Source organism: Corynebacterium sp. H127 (assembly GCF_037482665.1).
Taxonomy (GTDB): domain Bacteria; phylum Actinomycetota; class Actinomycetes; order Mycobacteriales; family Mycobacteriaceae; genus Corynebacterium.
The window spans coordinates 240,888-258,131 of sequence record NZ_JBBHKY010000001.1 but is presented as its reverse complement, the minus strand read 5'-3'; the positions used below and the strand labels follow the sequence as shown (position 1 = coordinate 258,131).

Genomic DNA, 17,244 nt, shown 5'->3' with positions numbered 1-17,244 from the left:
ACGCACAATCTTAGCCCGAAGGCGCATGATAGCTGCTAAATAGTGCTTGCGAAAGCCTGTGCCACAATCTCACCAAACTGGTTGAACTCTTCAGCGCGGTGCGAGGAGGATCGGAACGCCAATCCGATGGTGCGTTCGGCCTGCACATCATCGGCGAAGTGAGCGATAGCGATGCCCGGGCGGTTACCTTCCCAAGACAGCGCAGACTGTGGAATCAGAGTTGCACCGAGGCCACCAGCGACACACTGCAAGACGGTTGCCAAGCTGGAGGCCTGAGCCACAGCGGAGCGAGTGGTGGTGGGATGGACATCGACGAGCCGGCAGAGATCAACCACCTGGTCGCGCAGGCAATGGCCGTCGTCAAGCAGCAGCAGATTGAGGTCCTTCAGCGCATCCAGGGTGAGACCAGTCTGGCCTGCCAACTCGTGGCCAGCTGGCAATGCGATGACAAAGCGTTCAGTGTAGAGCGGAATCTCTACGATGCCCTGCTTGTTAGACGGAACAGCAATGACGATGACATCGGTGTGGCCGTCGCGGAGCTGGCTGATGAGCTGCTCGGTTTGGGCCTCGACGATTTTTGGTTGCAGATCTTTAAACTCCTTGCTCAGGAGCTTTAAGAAGTTCGGCAGCAAATATGGGGCGATCGTGGGGATCATTCCCACGGTGAGTGGGCCGGCCAAAGAACCGTCCGCTCCCTGCGCGTGGGCGAGGAACTTGTCTGCCGCATCCAAGGTAGCCTTCGCTTCAGCCAAGAGCGACTGGCCAACAGGGGTGACGATCACCCGGCGGGTAGAACGCTCAATCAGCTGGACGTCAAGCCCCGTCTCAAGAGCCACCAAGGCCTGAGACAGTGAAGGCTGTGAAATGCTCAGCTTCGCTGCCGCAGTGCCAAAATGCTTAGTTTCCGCAATTGTCACAAAGGTGCGCAATTGGGCCAAAGTGGGGCGGTAGCCTCTAGATGCCATGTACTTATCCTTAACGGTGCTTAAATATCGGATTCGATCTGCTCTACCCCAAGGGCAGGAGGGACGCGGCGGTCAGTCTGGACTGGCGCGTTGAGGTTGCGAAACATCACAACTTATATCGAATCAATGGACAAACTGTATCAACATTCGGTAACAATTGAGTTACGGCTGAGAACTTGTTTTTAATCACTCCTCATAAAAGAGGTTATCAACAAAAGAGCATTGGTTGGTGACCTGCCGTTATGATGCCAGATTCGGCGGTTGTAGCAGTCTGAATATAGTGAATTAAACTGCGGTTTTAACTTAGCTAAATCTCAGTTCCAAGCTACTGAGCCGCACCTCACCTGCGTTATCCGTGGCATCAAGGTCCACTGTTGCTATGAATGCGAAAGCGTTATCACCGGCAGGATCTTTCATAATTTGCTCGGCGCGCCACAGTCGCCCTGTCGTCGCGAGGGAGAAATACTGTGGCCCACGCGCTGCAGGTCCAACATCCAGATCGGCATACTCCTCAAAATAAGCGTCCATTGCAGCACCGAAATCCGGTGCTTCATCCAGATAGGCGGTGGCAGCGGCCAATTCTTCCTCACGCTCAAACGCGAAAAGCTCGACCAAGCGGAACATTTGATTGCGGATCATGATCTTCAGCGCCCGCGGATTAGCAGACAGCGCCGTTGGATCTTCCACACCGAAAGCCAACTCTCTAGCCACGGTATCAGCAGACACTGGTGCGTCTGGGTCTGCCAGCAGTGCCCACTCGTCAACCAACGAGGAGTCAACCTGGCGGACCATTTCGCCAAGCCAGACGACAACATCTTCAAGCTCTTCCGTGAGATATTCCTGAGGTACTGAGTGCTGCAATGTTCGCCAGGCGTCAGTCAAGTAGCGCAGTACCACGCCCTCACTACGGCCAACACCGTAGGTGGCAACGACATCCGAGAAGGTCATGGCATGTTCGATCATGTCTCGTACAACGGACTTAGGGGAAATATCGAACTCCCGAATCCACGGGTGGCCCTTGGAATAGGCTTCGTAGGCGCCCTCCAGGAGGTCCTCTAGCGGCTTCGGCCACGTGATGTCTTCCACGATGGACATCCGCTCGGTATAGTCGACGCCCTCCGACTTCAGGGCGGCGATTTCCTCGCCGCGCGCTGCCTTCTGCTGTGCGATCAAGATCTGGCGGGGATCATCAAGAATCGCTTCAAACACGCTGATCACATCGAGAGCATAGGTCTCGGACTCCTTGTCAAGCAGCTCCAGGGTTGCGAGTGCAAAGGGCGCCAGTGGCTGGTTCAAGGCAAAATCCCGTTGCAAGTCCGCAGTCAGGTGGTAAGTGCGCCCCTCGGAATCCGTGCCCTCACTAACCTTTTCCACGATGCCAGCATTGAGCAGTCCGCGGAACAATTCGATCGCAGTGAGGATGTCCTTGTTCTGCTTCGTCCGGGTATCGTGGTTGCCCCTGAGCAGCTGCCGCATGTGCTGGTAGCCGTCCCCAGGCCGGGCAACCACGTTGAGCAGCATCGACGTGGACACGCGGAACTGACTGCTCATCGGCTCCGGATCTGCTGAGATAAGCCGTTCGTAAGTACTGGCGGTCCACGTGACCTCGCCTTTTCGAGCGACCTTCTTCTTGATCTTCTTCAGCTTTGCCGGATCGGTACCGGCCTTTTGCCGGAGTCGGTAATTCTCAATCTCATGCTCCGGAGCCTCGATGACTACGGTGCCGATCGTGTCAAAGCCGGCCCTACCAGCACGACCTGAAATCTGGTGAAATTCCCGGGATTTGAGCATACGCATCTTGCTGCCATCGAACTTGGTGAGCCCAGTAAACAACACGGTGCGGATCGGCACGTTAATACCGACCCCCAGCGTGTCGGTACCGCAGATGACCTTAAGTAGGCCGGTCTGTGCCAGCTTCTCGACGAGGCGTCGATACTTCGGCAGCATGCCCGCATGATGCACACCAATGCCTTTACGCAATAAGCCAGACAGAGTCTTTCCAAAGGTAGTGGTGAAGCGGAAGTCACCGATCTCGGCCACGATCTGCTCTTTTTCCTCCGCAGTGATCACCTTCATGGAGGTCATAGACTGCGCCCGCTCGGTGGCCTCCCGCTGTGTAAAGTGCACCACGTAAATGGGTGACTTCCCGCTGCTGAGCAGTTCCTCGATCGTCTCGTGGACGGGGGAGTACACATAGGAAAACTCTAGGGGGACTGGGCGCTGTACACCGGAGACGACGTTAGTGGTGCGTCCGGTTCGCTGTTGCAGATCGCGCTCCAAGAAGCTGGTGTCTCCGAGTGTGGCCGACATAAGCAGGAACTGTGCCTTAGGTAGCTCCAGAAGCGGGACTTGCCATGCCCAACCCCGATCGGGTTCCGAGTAGTAGTGGAACTCGTCCATCACCACTTGATCGATGTCAGCGTTCACCCCGTCGCGCAAAGCGATGTTTGCCACGATTTCTGCCGTAGCGCAGATGATTGGGGCGCGGCCGTTAACGGTTGCGTCTCCTGTCATCATTCCCACATTTTCGGGGCCGAAGATATCGCACAGACTGAAGAACTTCTCGCTCACCAGTGCCTTGATGGGGGCGGTATAGAAGCTCCGCTGGCCACGAGCCATGGCAATAAAATGCGCCGCAATGGCGACCATGGACTTGCCGGAGCCAGTGGGCGTTGCCAAGATGACGTTGTCACCTGCGAGTACCCCGAGGGATGCTTCTTCTTGAGCAGGGTAGAGGGTGATGTTCTTCTGCTTCGTCCAAGAAAGGAAAGAATCGAAAATGGATTCATCAAAAAGCGACTCGGGTACTTCACTGAGGTCAGGCAACATCTGGCTTAAGTTCACCTGACCCAGCGTACTAGGAGGCTAGCTAGCCATGGGGCTGACCGCTTTCGTCCTCATCATCATCCTCTAAATCCGCGAGGAAACGTTCGAACTCGGCACCGATTTCCTCGCCGGAGGGAATCGAGGACTCTCCGGGCAAGATCTCGTTAAGATGCCGGGAACGGTAGCGCTCCATTTCCTCGTCAAACTGACGTTCCAGCGCATGTACTACCGCTTGGATTTCGCCGGAATCTTGGACCTGTTCCTCAACCTGCACACGGACGCGCTCGGCATCGCCTTCCAAGGCAGCAAGAGGGAACTTGAGATTCGCAGCGGTGGCGAGGGCGTCGAGAAGCCGCACGGTGGCCTCCGGATAGTCTGAGGCAGAAAGATAGTGCGGCACGTGCGCAGTGAAGCCTGCGACTGTCCTGCCGCGCTTGTGGAGCTTGCGTTCTAAGTGCAGCGAAGCAGAACCCGGCACAGTGATACGGGAGTCGATGGCGTAGAGCCGCTCGAGTAGCTCCTTTGCGTTGCCGTGCGCCGATACCACCAGGGGCCTAGTGTGCGGCACCGCCATGGGAGCAGCGTACAAGCAGATCGTCTGCTGGACACCAAAACGATCTACCAGGTCAGCGACCGAGTTGGTGAAAGAATCCCAGCGCAGGTCCGGTTCCGGACCGGATAGCAGCAAAAACGGGGCGCCAGCGTTGTCGCGCACGACGTGCAGGTTCAGCTCTGGATCCTCGGACTCAACCACCTCATTGCGTTCGATGGTCACCGGAGGGCGCCGCGAACGATAATCGATCAGCTCATCCGAATTGAACGTGGCCAGGAGTCGGTGGTCGAGGGCATCGAGCAGGTGCTGTGCGCTTGATTCCACAGCCTGACCAGCATCTGCATAGCCCTGCAGCGCGACGACAAGCGTAGGGCCGTGTGAGCCCTCGCTGGAGACCTCAGGTGCCGGATACTCAAGCTCGTACATTCGGGCTGAGCGACGCGGATATTCGCGCTCGGTCATGTGAGTCCTCCTTCAATCAGTGATACTTCGACCATACTTAGTTTCTTGGTCGAATTGCTGTAACTGATGTAACCGTTGTAATCCACGAATTATTCCAGACTACGGGCAAAAAATGGGACTCGACACGAAACGGAGGGTGTGGAGAACCCAGCAATTCCACAGATCTGGGTGTTAGCCCGAGCAAGGAACAAGCAAGTGTCGGGAACACAGCGGAGACTGCGTAGTCATGACACACAATGCAGAAAACACACCCGGTTTCCTTCTATCTAATATTCCTGGGGCGCTTGGCTACATCCCGCAGGAGTGCGCAGTCATCTTTGCCTTTGAGCGATCCGGCCCCGAGCATGGCCAATGCCGTTATGAACTGGGGCCAATGTTGCGAGTGGACCTGCCTGACCTGCTGACCCACAACTTCCTGACCTTCCTAGATGAACTGGGCGCAGATCTATTGTTCGCTGCAGTCATTGGGTCACCCCGGGCCGCGGATGCTGGAGTCATGCTTGCAGAGCGTTGCGCTATAGAGGACATTCCTCTTGCCGCAGTGTGGCATGTTGTCGAACTTCTCTCTGGAGCGCGGTATCAACGGGTAGCGGGGGAGAGCACCGTATCCTTGGGCCCCAACACAAGCGCTAAAGACTGCTGGGATCGGGGATATGTCGCGGAAATTGTTGCTGCTCCCGCCATGGTGGACTTCGTACGCAGGGGCGAGCTGCCGGAAATCGATCGGACTGCGAGCTATGCCTTCCTCACAGCGCCACACCCAGAACTGAGCGATGCGGGCCGTCGCATGTTTAGTGAATTTGCGGTGCGCCAAGGCGAGAGCCTCATTAGCGCCGTCGAAAGTAGCGAACCGCGGGAGGCCGAGCTGATGGTGGACTCAATTCTGGATGACTTCCAAGAGCACATCGACGCGATTATCCACGAGCAGCTCAGCGTAGCGGATCTGCTGGAGGACATTGAGCTGTTGGAAACTTTGGCTGTGTACTTTGGCAACACCAAGCTGCGTGACTGCACGTTGAAATGGGCGGTGTCGCCCTACGCGGAAGCCTTGTTCACTTTGACAGTGGCGTTGGCACGCACAGGTACAGGAACGTTGCAGGCAAATGCGCTATGCGCAGCTGCTCTTTCCGCCTCCTACCTAGGTCTGCATTACCGGGTATCGCAGGCCCTCCAGCTGGCCTATGCTGCTGACGACGAGCATCGGCTAGCGGCCCTCATGACGCAAGCGCTGTACTACGGTGCTATGCCGATGCTGCACGAGGCTTGCCACGAGGGTTCACTCTTGGCAGAAGCCTCGCTGCGGGGCAGCGTGGTGGAGAGTTAGCGTCGCGCGCTGTGCGCGCGTTCGCCTAGCTGGGATGTAAATGCCCATGCGTCGGCCACGATAGTCCGCAGATCAGTGCGGGTTGGTCGCCAACCTAACTCGGCCTTTGCGCGCTGGGATGAGGCAATGAGCGTGGCTGGGTCGCCCGCACGGCGCGGTGCAATTTCAGCCGGGATCGGATGTCCAGTTACTTCGCGGCATACGTCGATCACCTGACGGACGGAGTAGCCGTCGCCGGAGCCTAGATTGAAGATTCGGTGCTGCCCGGTGGCATTGGATTCCATGGCCAGGAGATGGGCGTCTGCGAGATCGCGGATATGAATGTAATCGCGTACCGGAGTGCCATCTGGGGTTGGCCAATCATCGCCGAAAATCATGATCTTATCCCGGTGCCCCAACGCAACCTGGAGGACCAGCGGGATCAGGTGGGTTTCCACCTCACGGTTCTCGCCGACTGTGCCATAGGCTCCCGCGACATTGAAATAACGCAGGCTGGTAGCTGCTAGGCCGAAAGCATGCGCATAGGAAGTGATGGCATAGTCAATCGCGAGTTTGGTTGCGCCATAAGGATTGGTCGGTGCGGTAGGCATATCCTCGGTAATGGGAACCACTTCTGGTTCGCCATAAGTTGCTGCAGTGGAGGAAAATACCAGGTTGGACACGCCGTGGGTTCGCATCGCGTCTAAGAGGCGCAGTGAGGTGACAAAGTTGTCTTGCCAATACTCGTCTGGCTTTTCCACTGACTCGCCGACCAAAGACCTGGCAGCAAAATGTAGTACTGCATCGAAGTTGTCTGCTGCCAAAACCTCATCGATTTTGTCGTAGACATTGCCTTCGATGAAGGTAGCGGTGGTGGGGATGGCTGCACGATTTCCTGTAGCCAAATTGTCCAAAATGGTGACGTTGTGTCCTTGTTCGACAAGTACATGTGCGCAGACGCTACCGACATATCCGGCGCCGCCGGTGACCAAAACATTCATGGGGCGAAACTCTCCTAGGAAAGGTTGACTCGGATGGCGTGGCAGAGGTCCTCAGGGATGACTACGTGTTTGCCGTCGATGTCGATGCGGGCGCCCTCGCTGAGATTCGTCACCGTGACTGCGGAGCCAAGCTTGATGCCAGCTTCGCACAGTGCATTGAGCTGCTCTTCCGCCACCTGGACGATCTCATTGATCTGAGTAATTTTGGCCGCCAGCTCTTTGTTCAAAGGCAGATCAATGATGCGCTGACCGAGTGTTTCCCCTGGGTCTTTGACCCCCAGCTGTTCCAAACCCGGAATGGGGTTGCCGAAAGGAGAGGTGGCATAGTTATCAAGCACTTCGACGAGCTTAACCTCGACCTCGTCGCTCATTACGTGTTCCCACCGGCAGGCTTCATCGTGAACCTTTTCGATGTCGAGGCCGATGATGTTGGTCAGCAGCCGCTCTGCCAAGCGGTGTTTGCGCATGACTGCGATCGCTAGATCCCGGCCAGCAGCGGTCATCTTCAAGCTGCGGTCGGAAGCGACTTGGACGAGCCCGTCGCGCTCCATGCGCGCAACAGTTTGGCTGACGGTAGGTCCGGACTGCTCTAGTCGCTCCGCGATGCGGGCGCGCAGCGGGATAACCCCCTCTTCCTCGAGCTCGTAAATGGTCCGCAAATACATTTCGGTGGTATCGACCAAGTCCTTCAAGAACATCGACCTTTCACGAGACTTCAAAGCAAGCAAATTTAGTGCTGCTGGCTACGGCCTGGCGCTGGTGCGCCAATTCAACCGGTTAAGGATTCGCCTAATTCTAGCTCATTTGCTGCTGTTGAGCGGCGTACCGCACACGACTCAAGGCGAACAAAAGAAAAAGATGACAAAAGCTTGGGGCCCTGCCTTCCGGAGAAAACTTCTCAAGCGGAAAGGCAGGGCCCCAAGCCAAGTGGTTATTAGAGGGAGTACTCGCGGAGCTTGTCGGCGCGTTCGCCGTCGCGAAGCTTTGCCATTACTTCCCGCTCAATCTGGCGGACCCGTTCCCGGGACAATCCGAACTTTCGCCCAATCTGATCCAGCGTACGAGGCACACCATCATCAAGACCGTAACGCAAGCAGATCACATCTTGTTCACGCTGCTCTAAGGTGTCCAAGACGGTGCGGATGTCCGAATGGCGTAGGGAAGCGACGACGGCAGTCTCGGCGTCGGTGGCTTCGGAATCCTCGATGAAGTCGCCCAGCGGAGCTTCCTCGTCCGCGCCTACTGGCATATCCAGGCTTACTGGATCGCGGGACTGGCGCAGCAGCATTTCAATCTTTGACTCGTCAATGCCGGATTCCGCAGCGAGTTCCTCATTGGTGGCTTCACGGCCGAGGTTCTGGTACAGCTCGCGCTTAATCCGTGAGAGCTTGTTAACCTGCTCAACCAGGTGTACCGGGAGCCGGATAGTACGGGACTGATCGGCCATGCCACGGGTAATAGCTTGCCGGATCCACCAGGTGGCATAAGTGGAGAATTTAAAGCCCTTAGAATAATCAAACTTCTCCATGGCACGGATCAGACCAAGGTTGCCCTCTTGGATCAAATCCAGCAGTGGCATGCCACGGCCGGTGTAGCGCTTGGCCAGGGAGACCACTAGGCGGAGGTTCGCTTCGAGCAGGTGAGCACGAGCCTTCTTGCCTTCCTTTGCCAATACTTTGAGGTCGCGCTTCTTGGCGCGAGTAAGGGAATCTGCCTCATTCTTGAGGAGGTGTTCCGCGTATAAGCCGACCTCGATGTCCTGCGCTAACTGCACTTCTTCTTCTGCGCTGAGCAGAGCAGTTTTGCCGATACCATTGAGGTAGACGCGGACGAGGTCGGCGGAAGGATTGTCGTTGGAGTGACCACGACGACTGCCGCGATCAACTTCCACATCGGCATTTTCCTGCGTGGACGGTTGAGTCATAAGTGCCTCCTGCTCGTCGTAGGTTCTACCCTGCCTAACGCGTGGCCACAGAAATAAGTTCCCGGGACTGAAATTTTTCCGATCGTGCTCGGATTAGGCCTCCACAATGACGGTGAAGGGCCCCTCGTTCACGCTAGATACCTGCATTTTTGCGCCGAATTGTCCCTCAGCCACCTCGATGCCACGCTCGCGCAGATAAGCTACGATCTTGGCGATGACCGGCTGCGCGATCTCACCCGGTGCGGCATCGCTCCACGATGGGCGGCGGCCTTTGGCAGTCTGGCCATGCAAAGTGAACTGACTGACTACGAGCACTGGGGCGCCGGCATCTACTACGGAAACCTCACCAGCGAGGATGCGCAGTTCTGCAATCTTGCGGGCTACCGTCTGCCAAGCCTCAGTGGAGTCCGCGCGCCCCACTCCGACTAAGGCGAGTATGCCGCCCGTGTCCGAGCATTCGATCGCTCCGACAACTTCACCGGACACGGAGACACTGGCGGAAGAAACTCTCGTTAACACGGCCCGCATGACTACTCTCCTAACAATTCGGCCGGAATCAGAAAACCGTGGCGGACAAGATCGATAACCGCTCCGACCACAGCTGGGGCCAGCACAGTAACGTCGAGCCCATTAGCCATGGCGTATAGCTCCACGATCTCTCCCAAGGAAAGGCCCTGTGGATGTACTCCCGAGATGATTGACACCAGATGCTCATCCACTTCGTGGCTCCACCTCGGGCCGTCGAGACGCGTGAGGCGGCGCACTGCGGTAGTAAGACCCATGCCGGAGTCAGCATCGGGTACACGGACCTCTTCGCTGGCCACGGTGGGGCGCAGCATGTAGCGCGAGGTGAGGATGTCATCGGCATCGACCGTGCGCAACCAGGCGGAACGGGTGAAAAACTCGCTGACTTCTTCGCGCAGCGGATCGCTGAAGTCTTGGTGCAGTTCCTCGGCCAGGATGTCCGCGGGGGAGTCTGCGTCGATGCGCTGCAGTGCGACGTATCCAAATCCAATACCGGTGACATTGTGGCGCACGAAATGATCGAGCCACGCTGCAGTGCGTTCTTGGCCCTCCGGACTGCGTGGATCGATGGATTCGTCGCGCAACCAGGTGCCCACATACATCTCTGGAGCTACAACATCCCGCTGAATAAGCCAGGCACAGACACCCGTATCTGGCAACCACGCTGCGACGCGTTGCTGCCAGCGCTCAGTGTCCTTGTGCACCCATGCTGCGAGTACATGCGCGGTGCCGCCCACATTCAAGTGATCGACCAGATTAGACACGACCAGCTCACTAGCTCCATCTAAGTTCAAGCCCGAATCGCGATAGACGTGTCCCACCTCTGGCAGCCCCACAACAAACGGGGGATTGGCTACGATGCGGTCGAAGCGACGTCCGGCAACTGGCGCGAACCACGAACCCTGCAGCAGCTCGATGCTGTCCTGGTCAGCCAGCGTAGCCCGCGCGAAGTCTAGGGCGCGGTTATGAACATCAGTACCGCTGAGGTGCTTTGCGACGCCCAGTTGCCCCAGGAGCTGAACGCCGGAACCGGTGCCCAGGTCCAACAGAGTCTCCACGGGAGTCAACGGAACCGTGTTGAGCAGGGAAAGCGAAGCCGCACCGACACCGAGGACATGATCGGGGCCGGGGATTCGCTGGGTGAGAGAAGCATCGATGTCGGAAAATACCCAACGGTCTACGTCATTGATCACGTGCGGGATTACGTCGTAAGCGATGCGGCCCTCAGCGTCACACAGCGCGGCTACAGTTGGCGCGCCAATGAGTTCGTTGAGACGAGCTGTGGGAACAACATCTTTGAGGAGAAAAGCCCGAATCAACAGCCCGAGGTTGGAATGCTCCGGGCAATGTCGGCGCACGGCAGCAGGTTCACCCCGGTGCCAGGCTGCGGTGCCAGCCTCGCCGAGCAGATCAGAGATTCCGGAAACAGTGTAGTTGTGCTGGCGCAATGCCGAGAACAGAGCTGGTGCGATGGCGCTCAGCGCCGAGGGAGAGGTCACCGAGGCGACTCCTTCTAGTTCAGTTGAGTTGGCTATTCGTGTTCAATAATGGTCGGTGGCTTCTCATCATTGGCGGCCGATTCCCCAGCGGAGAGCTCGCGGTGAACTGGCCCGGATAGTGCTTGATTTTCTGCTTGTCGCTGTGCCCGCGCAACCTGCGGTTTATACACCTGCTGTTGGCGTCCGTCCTTGGGCTCGCCAGCGCCATTGGCAATCACGACGGCAATGCCCGGAAGCGGTATGGAGATGGCGAACAAAATGGTGGCGAGGATCCAATTATGGAGCCACATGTAGGTTGCTCCCGCAGCCAGCAAAAACGGGATCCGGGAAAACTGCAACCATGCATAGACACGTTTACGGTGCTCCCAGTTTTCCAGCGGGGAGAGGCGTGCGTCGGTGATGAGTTCTGGTTTTGGACGTCGAAAAGCGAAAGCGCGCTTCTTGCCGTCGTTATCCTTGCTCATGGTTCTTAAGCCTAATCCCGTTGCCACCCTCGCAACCACCATGGGGCATGATAGGTAGCGTGAGCACGTTAACGAAGACCATCGAAAAGACCGACGTCCGGGAAGATACCGGGACTAGCGACGACACCCCGAAGTTCTTCCACTACGTCAAGAAAGACCAGATCATCGACTCCGCAGTCAACGGAAAGATGGTGGTGGCACTGTGTGGCGAGACCTTCCCAGTGACCAAGCAAGCCAAGCCCGGCAGCCCCGTCTGCCCTGATTGTGAGCGGATTTACCGAGGTCTACGTAAGAAGTGAGCAGTAACCTACGCCAGTGGCAGCAAGCGGCACTCACCAAGTATCTCGAGCAGAAGCCACAAGACTTCCTTGCAGTGGCAACCCCGGGTGCCGGAAAGACAACTTTCGCGCTGCGGGTAGCCACCGAGCTGCTCAGTAACCGGACAGTTGATCGAGTAATCGTAGTGGTACCCACAGAGCACCTGAAGATTCAATGGTCCGAAGCGGCGGCGCGGGTCGGTATCTCACTCGATCCCCACTTTTCCAACAGCTCAGGCGTGGTGAACCCGCAGTATCAGGGGATCGTGGTCACCTATGCGCAGGTGGCGATGCACCCCTACAAGCATCACGCCATCTCAACGGCGCGGCGCACGCTGGTGATTCTGGACGAGATTCACCACGGTGGTGATGCCCGCAGTTGGGGTGACGGAATCAGAGTGGCTTACGAGGACGTAGAGCGACGCCTCTCGCTCACCGGTACCCCTTTTCGCTCCGATGACTCCGCAATCCCGTTCGTGCGATACGTCGAGGACGGGGAAGGGCACCTGGTTTCACAATCCGACCACACCTACGGCTATTCGGATGCGCTCCGTGACGGCGTCGTAAGACCCGTAGTGTTCTTGGCCTACTCGGGTGAGGCGCGCTGGCGAGATTCCGCCGGAGATGAGTACGCTGCCCGCCTCGGTGAACCACTCAACGCGGAGCAAACGGCACGAGCCTGGAAAACTGCACTGGACCCGCGGGGCGAGTGGATCCCTGCGGTACTGCAGGCAGCCCACATTCGGCTCCGACAGCTGCGGGCGAATATTCCTGATGCTGGCGGTTTGGTGATTGCCACCGATAAAACCACCGCACGCGCCTATGCGCGCATCCTCGAGAAACTCTCAGATACCCCGGTAGCGGTGATTTTGTCCGACGAGGTAGGAGCCTCAGATCGCATCGCGGAATTCTCCGCAGGCACTAGCGAGTGGATGGTTGCGGTCCGCATGGTCTCCGAAGGCGTCGACGTGCCACGGCTCGCGGTGGGTGTTTATGCCACCTCTGCCTCAACGCCGTTGTTTTTTGCCCAGGCGATCGGACGCTTCGTTCGTAAGCGTAAGGCGGGGGAGACTGCATCGGTGTTCCTGCCGTCGGTACCCGTGCTCTTGGACTTGGCCGCCAAACTGGAGACTTCGCGGGATCACGTATTAGGTAAACCAGATCGTCCGAAGGAGGGCTGGGATGACGAGCTGCTCGCGGAGGCGAACAAGCAACAGAACGAAAAGGATGACCTCCCATCCTATGAGGCGCTCGGGGCGGAAGCCGAGCTAGATTCGCTCATCTACGACGGCTCCACCTACGGTACCGGCGCCTTCTCCGGCTCAGCAGAAGAGGCTGATTACCTGGGGCTGCCCGGGCTTCTCGACGCCGAACAAATGCGCGCTCTACTCCGTCAGCGGCAAGCAGAACAAGTGGAAGCCCGCGCTGCGGAACAAAAGCAGCGGGCGGAAGAATCCCCGGGACGACAGGCAACGTCCGGCAGTCACATTGCTAGCCAAGAGATCCCGCAACTGCGCAAGGAACTCAACGCATTGGTGTCCATCACCTCTTCGCGCACCGGACGCCCACACGGCGCTATTCATACCGAGGCGCGTAATGCTTGCGGTGGTCCTCCCACCGCGCTGTGTACCGCTGAGCAACTAAAGGATCGGATTGCCTATTTGCGCAAGTGGTAGTGCAAAACTTCTGTTAACCTGAAACAATTGAGAGCCAATTTCAATTCGAAGGGTACATGTTATGAATCAAGGCCTATCGGGTGCGGCATCGCCAATGCCACCGGTCAGCCAGCCGCCGGGACAATTGACGGCGCAAACCAGGCCCAGAATCCTCGCGCCAGATATGGCCAGAGGGCTCACACTGCTCGGCATTGCCGGCGCCAACTTCACCATGGCCTGGTCTGGTGTGGAGAATCCGGAATCGGCTTCCACCCTGGGTGGCGTCGTGGATGGTGAACTCTGGGACAAAATTGCTGTCGTTTTCGGGGCGATGTTCTTCCATGTCCGAGGCTTACCGATGTTTTCGACGCTGCTCGGCTTCGGAGTAGGGCTGATCTCTCTCAGTCTGTATCGTCGTGGCTTCCCACTGGCGAAGGCGAAAAGAGTGATCGTGCGCCGCTACGGATTCTTGGCTCTGTTCGGTGTCATCCATTGCATCTTCCTGTTCTGGGGGGACATCATGCTGGCATATGGCCTGATGGGGATGCTGCTCTCCACTTTGATTGCCGTAAAGGACAAGACCTTATTGATCATCGCCGGAGTCCTCGCTGGATTGAACTGTCTGTATTATCTAGCGCTCACAGCGCTGGTCGTGGTTTTGGGAAATCTCTTTCCTATGGACCAGTTCGTCGCCAGTGGCGCGAACACCGGCGGCACTGGGCTCCTTGGGGGCAGCTCCTATCTCTCGCAGCTAGGCTCGGGCACGTTGGCAGCCGTCTTGACACCGTTGATGCTCGCAGCTCTTATTCCGATGCTCGGCCCACTAATGCTGGTCGGCTTTGTAGCGGCGCGCCGGGGCTGGCTGACGGACGTGCAGCAGCATCGCGGGCTGCTAGTGAAAGCCGCGGCGGTGGCAGTGGCAATCATGGTGATCGTAGGTTTGCCATTGGGCTTAGCGGGGATCGGTGTTTTGCCAACCAGCTGGGAGATTCCGCTGTCTATTGTTAACAATGCTTTCGGTCCGTTCACCGGTCCAGGGATCGTAGCTATGATCGCGCTGGCATCCGCACCTTTGCAGCGGGCGCTCAACGACGGCAAGAAGCTGCCGGAGCCGTTGCTCGCGATCAAGGCGCTCGGGCAACGCTCGATGTCCGGTTATGTGATGCAATCGATCCTCGGTCTCATTCTGGTGGTGCCCTACACCCTGGGCATCAGCCAGGGGCAGGGAGCTGCGCAGGCGACTGCTATCGGCGCGCTGATTTGGTTGATCACTGTGGTGTTGGCCTACGTGTTGGAGAAGCTTGGTGTCCCGGGGCCATTTGAGTGGTTACATCGCAGGCTGTCCTACGGGGCTAAAGGGCTTCCCGCGCAATACTCGGCTGATCAAATTGATGCACTATCGTATCCGAAGCAGCTACCGCAGCAGCCGCCAACGCACTAAAGTAAAGCGCTAGGAATTGATCCCGATTAGCTTGTGAAAGGTTGTCATTTCATGACCAACCCGTACGACAATGGTACGACCCCGCAGTCAGATGGAAATCTGGGTTCCCCATACTCCTCGAATCCAATGGCTGAGCCACAAACCTACGGGGTAACCCCGAACTATGTGGCACCGGGCGGCTACGAGCAGCACTCGCAGCCCGAAACAAAAAACGGTGTGGCTCCCTGGGCACTCGGGATATCAATAGTGGGGTTGCTGCTCACGCTAACACTCCTGGGCATTTTGGTTTCCTGGGTATTCGTACTCGTCGGCTTGGTGCTGTCTGTCATCGCATTGGCTAAGTCCAAGAAAGCATCGCCTATGTACTCCCGGAAGGGGATGTCTATTGCCGCGCTGATTATCTCAATCTTGTCGACTTTGTTCATTGCCGGTGCTATCGGCTTCACATTGTGGGCAGGAAACCAAGTAGATATGCCAGCTCTCATGGAGTGCTCCACGCTGCCACAGGACCAGCAGGAGGAGTGCATGAACGGGGTACTAGAAAAAGAGTTAGGGCAGTAACTCACCTTTGGCTAGCCGCTCTGGATAGCAGAACCGGCCACAACATCAGTATTACTGATTGGTTGTGGCCGGTTCTGGGCGTTTTAGGTGTACCTAGTCTAGGTAGTCGCGCAGCACCTGGGAACGAGATGGGTGGCGTAGCTTCGACATCGTCTTAGACTCGATCTGGCGAATACGCTCGCGCGTCACGCCATAGACTTGGCCGATCTCATCCAAGGTACGTGGCATGCCGTCAGTGAGGCCGAAGCGCAACTTGACCACGCCGGCCTCGCGCTCCGAGAGCGTCTGCAGCACATCTTGGAGCTGGTCCTGCAACAGGGTGAAGGAGACGGCATCGACAGCCACGACAGCTTCGGAGTCCTCGATGAAGTCACCCAGCTGGGAATCGCCCTCATCGCCGATGGTCTGGTCCAGGGAAATAGGTTCACGAGCGTACTGCTGGATCTCCAGTACCTTCTCCTCGGTGATGTCCATTTCCTTAGCCAGCTCTTGTGGGGTCGGCTCGCGGCCGAGATCCTGCAGCAACTCGCGTTGGATACGCCCGAGCTTGTTAATGACTTCCACCATGTGCACCGGAATACGAATGGTGCGGGCTTGGTCAGCCATCGCGCGGGTGATTGCCTGTCGGATCCACCAGGTGGCATAAGTAGAGAACTTGTAGCCCTTGGTGTAGTCGAACTTCTCCACGGCGCGGATCAAACCGAGGTTGCCTTCTTGGATCAGATCCAAGAAAGCCATACCGCGACCGGTGTAGCGCTTAGCCAGCGAGACAACAAGACGCAGGTTGGCTTCGAGCAAGTGATTCTTAGCCTTCCGGCCGTCGCGAGCGATGGCCCGAAGGTCACGCTTGACAGCGGGAGTGAGCTTGGCGTCCTTATCTCCGGCAGCAAAAGCTTCCTCAAGCTGCTCCATCTTGTAAGTGGCGTAGAGGCCAGCTTCGATGCGCTTGGCTAGGGATACTTCCTGTTCCGCATTCAGCAGCGCGACCTTACCGATTTGCTTCAGGTAAGCGCGCACCGAGTCGGCGGAGGCGGTGAGCTCGGCATCTTTGCGGGCCTGTCGCAGCGCGGCGGATTCGTCCTCATCCCAGACAGAGGAACCATCTTCCTCTTCATCGTCACTGTCGACGGCGGTCTCTTCTTCCTCGTCATCTACGAGGTCAGCGAGTACTTCTTCGGGTTCGGCAACAAAATCATCGTTGTCTTCGTCCGTGGCTAGCTGGTCGCCGGCAAGCTGATCTTCCTCAGTAGGATCGGCGGGAGCCGCTGGCTGCGTTGGAGTGGCAGTCTTTCTCGTCGCCTTCTTCGCAGTCTTCTTAGCTGCCTTTTTAGCCGTCTTCTTGGCCGTTTTCTTAGTGGCCTTCTTGGCGGTCTTTTTGGCAGCCGTCTTGATTGGGGTGTCTGCAACGGTGTCCGTGGAAGCATCGACCCTCGCCGCGGTAGCCGTTTCGGCGACCGATGTCGGCTCCGTTACGGCTTTGGCCACACGTGGGCTGGCCTTGCGGGCAGTCTTCTTAGCGACCTTCTTTCGTGCGGTCTTCTTAACGGTCTTCTTCTCAGCGGTACCTTCAGGTTGCGCCAAATCAGGAGATTCAGTGGCTGACACGTACGCCCTTTCGCCTTGATGATTCGTCCAGTGCTGGGTCCGTGCGAGCAATTAGTCCACTCGCGGCTTAAGTGCACCCAGCGTTGTGCAGAAATCAAGCGCATCGAATGTCATCTAGTGATTGTGGTCATTTTGTCGCAATA

Annotated in this window: 15 protein-coding genes; 5 read left to right on the top strand and 10 right to left on the bottom strand. The window is 57.4% G+C overall.

Annotated elements, in window-relative coordinates:
* Nucleotides 1-35: 35 nt before the first annotated feature.
* The 3 genes from WG936_RS01235 to WG936_RS01225 form a co-directional block, all read right to left on the bottom strand.
* Nucleotides 36-965 carry a hydrogen peroxide-inducible genes activator gene (locus tag WG936_RS01235; RefSeq protein ID WP_339563410.1) on the bottom strand — a complete coding sequence of 310 codons (930 nt, stop codon included), beginning with the start codon at nt 963-965 and terminating at the stop codon, nt 36-38.
* Nucleotides 966-1,268: 303 nt separating this feature from the next.
* Nucleotides 1,269-3,809, bottom strand: a complete 2,541-nt coding sequence (locus WG936_RS01230) for a DEAD/DEAH box helicase (RefSeq protein WP_339563411.1) — start codon at nt 3,807-3,809, stop codon at nt 1,269-1,271.
* Between the two features lie 25 nt (nt 3,810-3,834).
* Nucleotides 3,835-4,806, bottom strand: a complete 972-nt coding sequence (locus WG936_RS01225) for a PAC2 family protein (RefSeq protein ID WP_339563412.1) — start codon at nt 4,804-4,806, stop codon at nt 3,835-3,837.
* A gap of 226 nt (nt 4,807-5,032) precedes the next feature.
* Between WG936_RS01225 and WG936_RS01220 the strand changes: the two genes are divergently transcribed.
* Nucleotides 5,033-6,130: a DUF4192 domain-containing protein gene (locus WG936_RS01220; protein WP_339571893.1), complete on the top strand. Its 1,098-nt coding sequence runs from the start codon at nt 5,033-5,035 to the stop codon at nt 6,128-6,130.
* Here WG936_RS01220 and galE read toward each other — a convergent pair.
* The 6 genes from galE to WG936_RS01190 all read right to left on the bottom strand — a co-directional run bounded on the left by galE (nt 6,127) and on the right by WG936_RS01190 (nt 11,522).
* On the bottom strand, nt 6,127-7,110 hold the full coding sequence (gene galE, locus WG936_RS01215; protein ID WP_339571892.1) for a UDP-glucose 4-epimerase GalE: 984 nt from the start codon (nt 7,108-7,110) through the stop codon (nt 6,127-6,129). The two genes, WG936_RS01220 and galE, sit on opposite strands and share 4 nt — an antisense overlap.
* Before the next feature lie 14 nt (nt 7,111-7,124).
* A complete protein-coding gene (locus WG936_RS01210) occupies nt 7,125-7,802 on the bottom strand; it encodes a metal-dependent transcriptional regulator (protein ID WP_339563657.1) in 678 nt (225 codons plus the stop codon).
* A gap of 242 nt (nt 7,803-8,044) precedes the next feature.
* Complete coding sequence (locus WG936_RS01205; RefSeq protein ID WP_339563415.1) at nt 8,045-9,034, bottom strand: sigma-70 family RNA polymerase sigma factor; 990 nt, start codon at nt 9,032-9,034, stop codon at nt 8,045-8,047.
* Nucleotides 9,035-9,127: 93 nt separating this feature from the next.
* On the bottom strand, nt 9,128-9,562 hold the full coding sequence (gene dtd / locus WG936_RS01200; RefSeq protein WP_339571891.1) for a D-aminoacyl-tRNA deacylase: 435 nt from the start codon (nt 9,560-9,562) through the stop codon (nt 9,128-9,130).
* A gap of 2 nt (nt 9,563-9,564) precedes the next feature.
* Nucleotides 9,565-11,058 carry a DUF7782 domain-containing protein gene (locus tag WG936_RS01195; protein ID WP_339571890.1) on the bottom strand — a complete coding sequence of 498 codons (1,494 nt, stop codon included), beginning with the start codon at nt 11,056-11,058 and terminating at the stop codon, nt 9,565-9,567.
* Between the two features lie 32 nt (nt 11,059-11,090).
* Nucleotides 11,091-11,522 carry a DUF3099 domain-containing protein gene (locus WG936_RS01190; RefSeq protein ID WP_339571889.1) on the bottom strand — a complete coding sequence of 144 codons (432 nt, stop codon included), beginning with the start codon at nt 11,520-11,522 and terminating at the stop codon, nt 11,091-11,093.
* 59 nt (nt 11,523-11,581) lie between these two features.
* On the opposite strand from WG936_RS01190, the gene WG936_RS01185 reads away from it, so the two are divergent.
* From WG936_RS01185 to WG936_RS01170, 4 genes are all read left to right on the top strand, one after another.
* Nucleotides 11,582-11,821 (top strand): DUF3039 domain-containing protein, encoded by a 240-nt coding sequence (locus WG936_RS01185; protein WP_339563419.1) that lies wholly within the window; start codon nt 11,582-11,584, stop codon nt 11,819-11,821.
* Entirely contained in the window at nt 11,818-13,515 is a 1,698-nt protein-coding gene (locus WG936_RS01180; RefSeq protein ID WP_339571888.1) for a DEAD/DEAH box helicase, read from the top strand. The genes WG936_RS01185 and WG936_RS01180 overlap by 4 nt, the downstream gene beginning before the upstream one ends.
* 61 nt (nt 13,516-13,576) lie before the next feature.
* Nucleotides 13,577-14,935 (top strand): DUF418 domain-containing protein, encoded by a 1,359-nt coding sequence (locus tag WG936_RS01175; RefSeq protein WP_339571887.1) that lies wholly within the window; start codon nt 13,577-13,579, stop codon nt 14,933-14,935.
* 51 nt (nt 14,936-14,986) lie between these two features.
* A complete protein-coding gene (locus WG936_RS01170) occupies nt 14,987-15,496 on the top strand; it encodes a hypothetical protein (RefSeq protein ID WP_339571886.1) in 510 nt (169 codons plus the stop codon).
* A 93-nt stretch (nt 15,497-15,589) separates the two neighbouring features.
* On the opposite strand, the gene WG936_RS01165 is transcribed toward WG936_RS01170, so the two are convergent.
* On the bottom strand, nt 15,590-17,152 hold the full coding sequence (locus tag WG936_RS01165) for an RNA polymerase sigma factor (protein ID WP_339571885.1): 1,563 nt from the start codon (nt 17,150-17,152) through the stop codon (nt 15,590-15,592).
* Between the last annotated feature and the right edge of the window lie 92 nt (nt 17,153-17,244).

Coding starts and splice junctions, on each gene's coding strand:
- WG936_RS01235 (WP_339563410.1), bottom strand. CDS start 965: ATGGCATCTAGAGGCTACCGCCCCACTTTGGCCCAATTGCGCACCTTT.
- WG936_RS01225 (WP_339563412.1), bottom strand. CDS start 4,806: ATGACCGAGCGCGAATATCCGCGTCGCTCAGCCCGAATGTACGAGCTT.
- WG936_RS01220 (WP_339571893.1), top strand. CDS start 5,033: ATGACACACAATGCAGAAAACACACCCGGTTTCCTTCTATCTAATATT.
- galE (WP_339571892.1), bottom strand. CDS start 7,110: ATGAATGTTTTGGTCACCGGCGGCGCCGGATATGTCGGTAGCGTCTGC.
- WG936_RS01205 (WP_339563415.1), bottom strand. CDS start 9,034: ATGACTCAACCGTCCACGCAGGAAAATGCCGATGTGGAAGTTGATCGC.
- dtd (WP_339571891.1), bottom strand. CDS start 9,562: ATGCGGGCCGTGTTAACGAGAGTTTCTTCCGCCAGTGTCTCCGTGTCC.
- WG936_RS01190 (WP_339571889.1), bottom strand. CDS start 11,522: ATGAGCAAGGATAACGACGGCAAGAAGCGCGCTTTCGCTTTTCGACGT.
- WG936_RS01175 (WP_339571887.1), top strand. CDS start 13,577: ATGAATCAAGGCCTATCGGGTGCGGCATCGCCAATGCCACCGGTCAGC.
- WG936_RS01170 (WP_339571886.1), top strand. CDS start 14,987: ATGACCAACCCGTACGACAATGGTACGACCCCGCAGTCAGATGGAAAT.